The sequence below is a fragment of the Rhodoferax sp. UBA5149 genome, from assembly GCF_002413825.1.
In the GTDB taxonomy this organism is placed as follows: domain Bacteria; phylum Pseudomonadota; class Gammaproteobacteria; order Burkholderiales; family Burkholderiaceae_C; genus Rhodoferax.
Genome location: NZ_DHXT01000047.1, coordinates 23973 through 28548 on the forward strand (window position 1 = coordinate 23973; position 4576 = coordinate 28548).

The 4576-nt window shown below is 60.7% G+C and carries 7 protein-coding genes and 1 pseudogene; 5 read left to right on the top strand and 3 right to left on the bottom strand.

What is annotated here, in order from left to right; all coding sequences use genetic code 11:
* Positions 1–229: 229 nt before the first annotated feature.
* The 4 genes from B3V69_RS03850 (at position 230) to B3V69_RS03865 (ending at position 1884) form a co-directional block, all read left to right on the top strand.
* Positions 230–421, top strand: coding sequence for a hypothetical protein (locus B3V69_RS03850; protein WP_296443963.1), 192 nt, complete (start codon positions 230–232; stop codon positions 419–421).
* A 22-nt stretch (positions 422–443) separates the two neighbouring features.
* Positions 444–1055 (top strand): methyltransferase domain-containing protein, encoded by a 612-nt coding sequence (locus B3V69_RS03855; RefSeq protein ID WP_296443964.1) that lies wholly within the window; start codon positions 444–446, stop codon positions 1053–1055.
* Between the two features lie 219 nt (positions 1056–1274).
* Positions 1275–1622: a CHRD domain-containing protein gene (locus B3V69_RS03860; protein ID WP_296443967.1), complete on the top strand. Its 348-nt coding sequence runs from the start codon at positions 1275–1277 to the stop codon at positions 1620–1622.
* A 70-nt stretch (positions 1623–1692) separates the two neighbouring features.
* Positions 1693–1884 (top strand): CHRD domain-containing protein, encoded by a 192-nt coding sequence (locus B3V69_RS03865; protein ID WP_296443970.1) that lies wholly within the window; start codon positions 1693–1695, stop codon positions 1882–1884.
* A 66-nt stretch (positions 1885–1950) separates the two neighbouring features.
* On the opposite strand, the gene B3V69_RS03870 is transcribed toward B3V69_RS03865, so the two are convergent.
* Positions 1951–2232, bottom strand: coding sequence for an HNH endonuclease signature motif containing protein (locus tag B3V69_RS03870; RefSeq protein WP_296443973.1), 282 nt, complete (start codon positions 2230–2232; stop codon positions 1951–1953).
* A gap of 172 nt (positions 2233–2404) precedes the next feature.
* On the opposite strand from B3V69_RS03870, the gene B3V69_RS03875 reads away from it, so the two are divergent.
* Complete coding sequence (locus tag B3V69_RS03875) at positions 2405–3385, top strand: potassium channel beta subunit family protein (protein WP_296443975.1); 981 nt, start codon at positions 2405–2407, stop codon at positions 3383–3385.
* On the opposite strand, the gene B3V69_RS03880 is transcribed toward B3V69_RS03875, so the two are convergent.
* Complete coding sequence (locus B3V69_RS03880) at positions 3363–4175, bottom strand: phosphatase PAP2 family protein (RefSeq protein WP_296443977.1); 813 nt, start codon at positions 4173–4175, stop codon at positions 3363–3365. The two genes, B3V69_RS03875 and B3V69_RS03880, sit on opposite strands and share 23 nt — an antisense overlap.
* A gap of 7 nt (positions 4176–4182) precedes the next feature.
* Positions 4183–4576, bottom strand: a pseudogene (locus tag B3V69_RS03885) (metallophosphoesterase); the annotation flags it as partial.

Sequence of the window (4576 nt, forward strand, 5' to 3'; positions counted from 1 at the left end):
TTTTCATGATGCTCATCCTTGAATTTATTCAAAATGAATCATGTTCTTTGGAACGATAAACTTTGTTTCAGTTCAGTGAAGAGAGGGTAAAGATAGGCGCGGCCATGTCAGGGTTTTCTTGGTACTGGTGAAGGAGAAACGCAAGGGAAAGATCGTCAGGCCTGCCAGGTTGGAAAGAGCCTTGTCGGCGGGGCCCGATAATGGCAGCCAAACCAGGCGGAGAATTTCAATGAAGCGAGTTGTCGATAAGGCGGTCAAGACCGTGAGCGTCCTGTCCGTTCTGATGTGCAGCGGGTGCGCGGTGGTCGCCGTGGCCGATGCGGTCGTGACGGTTGCCGCGACCGTCGTCAAGACTGGCGTCAAGGCGACCGGGGCGGTCATTGACGCGGTGATTCCGGACTCGAAGGTCGCGAAGAACTAATCACCACCACCGAATATTTGATATGGCAGGCCCCACGACTGAATTTTGGCAAGAACGCTTTGAAAAAAAGGAAACAGCTTGGGACCGGGGCAGTGCAAGTCCTCAGCTGTTGGCTTGGCTGGACAGTGGTGAACTGGCGCCCTGTCGCATGGTGGTTCCAGGTTGCGGCAGCGGTTGGGAAGTGGCGGAACTTGCCAAACGCGGCTTTGACGTCATGGGCATCGACTACACCGCAGCCGCAGTGGAAAGAACGCAAGCCCTTCTTGAATCCCAAGGCCTCAAGGCAGAGGCCATACAAGCGGATGTTCTGAGCTACCAACCCGACAACAAGTTTGACGCGATTTATGAGCAAACCTGTCTGTGTGCGATTCACCCAGAGCATTGGTTCAAATACGCGCAGCAATTGCATCAGTGGCTAAAGCCTGAGGGTAGTTTATGGGTGATGTTCATGCAGATGATTCGCCCTGGTGCTAGCGAAGAGGGCTTCATACAGGGTCCGCCTTATCACTGCGACATCAATGCCATGAGAGCGCTATTCCCAGAGAAAGACTGGGTCTGGCCCAAGCCACCCTATGCACGGGTTTCCCACCCCAGTCTCGCGCATGAATTGGCGCTACGGTTAATCCGCAAATAAGCCACTCCGCATCAAAAAAAGCCAAGCTATTTTGTCGGGTTACCTTACACACAGCTATTTTGACGAGCCGCGTGTGAACGGCTAAAACCTCGGCGAGCCGCGCCCAGCATGGGTTGCGGGCGCAGATGGCATCCTTCGGTGTGAAACTTGCTTGGGCCCCTTTCGTCGGGTGGGGCGTACAGATTTGGCCCACGTACCCAAGCTCCAAGGAGATCAGCCGTGAAACAGTTCGTGATGATTCTTGCCTTTGCCGCCGCATTTTTCGGTGTTCCGGTGGCCCAGGCGTCCCCGGTTACTTTCACCGCTGTACTGGACGGACCGAGCGAGTCGCCCGCGAATGCATCGCCGGGAACCGGCACCGCCACCGTCGTCATTGACGCGGCGCTGCACACGATGGACGTCACAGTCGCCTTCTCGGGACTTGTCGGTCTCACTACTGCGTCTCACATTCACTGCTGCACGGCTGTTGCGGACGCGGGTACCGCCGGCGTCGCGACCGTCACGCCGACCTTCCCCTTTTTTCCGTCAGGGTTAGTTCCGGCACCTACAGCAACCTCTTTGACATGACCCTGGCGGCTTCGTACAACCCGCGTTCATTACAGGTCACGGTGGTACAACAAGTACTGCTGAAGCGGCCTTGTTCACCGGCATGTTCGCCGATGAGGCCTACCTCAATATCCACAGTACCGCCTTCGCGGGAGGCGAAATCCGCGGATTCCTGCACGAAGTCCAGGCCGTGCCCGAACCGGGTAGCCTGGCTTTGCTCGGACTGGGCTTGGCGGGGCTCGGTTTCATCAGAGGCAGGAAGCTCAAAGCAGTGACGAGCTGATTGACGCACGACGCATCCTGGCATCGCAAGGGCTCGATTGCGGATGCTGTGGAGGATGCGAATGCCCTAAAGGGCGTGGCGCACATCACTGCGCCGTTGCACGCCGCCGAGCAAAACCGCAGACGCGGTAACTGCCCCGCTGGCATGGCGCTGGTTGTTGCAGAAATCGTGGCTGATGGCCAGGTTTTCTGCGTGGCTGTTGCCGCCTTCGCTCAGGGGCTTGATGTGTTCCAGCGTTGCGGCTGCGGGCAGCACATGCTCGCCGCAGACCCAGCAGGGCACCAGACCATGCAATTGGCGCGCCACTGTTTTGTAGATCTTGTCGCGTGAGTGGGAGAGTTTGCTCATGAGGGAATATAACTTTAGCTCACGGGTATTCCAAGGGAGGCTGCACAAGCGTGCGGGCTCTGTTAGCCTTTCTGGCTTCACTCACCTAACTTTCATGATCCGGTACGCGGAGCACCCCGAGTCATGAAAGTTCTTTTTTTCACGTTAAATCACTTTAAAGCAAGGAAACTATATGCAGTATCGACGTCTCGGCCGCAGCGGCCTGCAGGTCAGCGAACTCTCACTGGGCTCCTGGGTGACTTACCACAACCAGGTGGACGTGGCCGCGGCCCGTGAGATGCTGGCGGCAGCGTTTGATGCGGGCGTCAACTTCTTTGACAATGCGGAGGCCTATGCTGGGGGAAAGAGCGAAGTCGTCATGGGCGAAGCCATCAAGGCGTTGAAATGGCCACGACTCAATTTCATCGTCTCCACCAAATTCTTTTGGGGCCTGGACCGCGAGGGCCAAGCGGCGAATCGCAAGGATACGCTCAACCGCAAATATTTGATGCAGGCCATTGATGGCTCCCTCCAACGCATGGGCCTCGATTTCATTGACCTGGTGTATTGCCATCGTCCCGACCCGCAAACCCCGGTTGAGGAAACGGTCTGGGCGATGAGTGACATGATCAGCCGCGGCAAGGCGCTGTATTGGGGCACCAGCGAATGGTCTGCCGAAGAGATTCGCGCCGCCTGGGACATTGCCGAACGGCACCACCTGCACAAGCCGGTGATGGAGCAGCCGCAGTACAACCTGTTTTACCGCAAGCGGGTGGAGCAGGAGTACAAACGCCTTTACGAAGACATGGGTCTGGGTCTGACGACCTGGAGCCCGCTGGCCAGCGGTTTGCTCACCGGCAAGTACCGCAACGGCGTGCCCGAAGGCAGCCGCGGTGCGGTTGAAGGGATGGGGTTTCTCGTCAAGGGACTGACCGACAGCGCCAAGAATTCTGCGGTAACGCAGCTGCAAACCGTAGCGTCTGATTTGGGTTGCAGTCTGGGTCAGATGGCGATTGCCTGGGTGGCGCGCAACCCCCGGGTCAGCACCGTCATCACCGGGGCATCCAAAATCTCACAGTTGCAAGACAACCTTGGCGCCGTGGACGTCATCGCCAAACTGACGCCAGAGGTGATGGCGCGTATCGACCAAATTACAGCGCCGCTGGCAAGCTGAGGCGTCGGCGCCACCAGCGCAAGAGCTCGATGCCCGTGATGCACAGCGCGAGCCAGGTCGCACCCGATGCGAAACCGGCCATGACGTCGCTCGCAAAATGCACGCGCAAGAACAAGCGGCTGGCACCGACCGTGAAGGCGAGCACCACCGCCGTGACCAATGCGGGCAGGTGCCAGCGGGCCGGCAGCAGGCGCAGCGCCAAGTAGGCCAGCATGCCGTAGGCCACCACTGAGCCGGAGCTGTGGCCGCTCGGGAAGCTGAATCCAGACGCAACCGCAGAGCCGTCCGGATCCAGCGGCCGAACGCGGCCGAAGACCTGCTTGAGCGTCTGGTTCAGCAAACCGTTGCCCGCCACCGCGACCACCCAGCCGACGGCGAGCCCGCGCTGACCCAGGACGACGAGCGCCATCGCCATGACAATGCACAGACCGGTCAGTGTGGCGGTGTCGGCGAGGTGCGTGAGCGCGGCAAACAGATGCAGCGCCGTTTGCGGCACGCTGACGCGCAAGGCGTCAGTGAGCGCCTGATCGGCCCGGCCCAGTACGTCTTTGGCGCCGAGCTGTCTGGCCAGCGCGGCGAAGATTCCTGCGCCCGCCAGGATGACGGCGCAGCCGAGCGCGAAGCGCTGGCCCAGGACAAGCGCCGGGCGTCGGGTGTTGTGTCTGCGAAGCCGGGTGGTTCGCTGTAGGGCCCACCAGCCGGCACAGCTTGCCGCCAGTAACAGCGCCAGCATCACGAAGAACAGTGGCAACGCGTGCTGACCTATCCACAGGGCGCGCTGCGTCAGCAACTCGGCGTCAGCCTTCATCGGCGACCCCGCCCGCGCGCGTCGGCTTGACTTCGGTGACGTTCTTGCGAACAAAGGTCTGGGCCGTCGCGCTGTAGTCCCAACGCTCGATCAGGCAGCGCCCGTCGGGCGCTGCGCCACCCCAACGCAGCAGGTTGACCGAGTTCGGTACGCCGTCGCGCACCCGCTTCGACACCGCCGTGCCTGCCTGCACCGCCCACATCGGTCGCGCCAGGCCCGGCAGCGCCATCACGTAGGGCAGGTGGATGTGGCCGCCCATCACCAGGTCGGCGCCGGCATCGGCCCAGCGGTGCACGGCCGCGGCGTGCCGACGCACGAGGTTGTGAACGTCGCCGGCGCGTGGCACCGCGACCGGCTGGTGCACGACGATCACGCGCAACTGA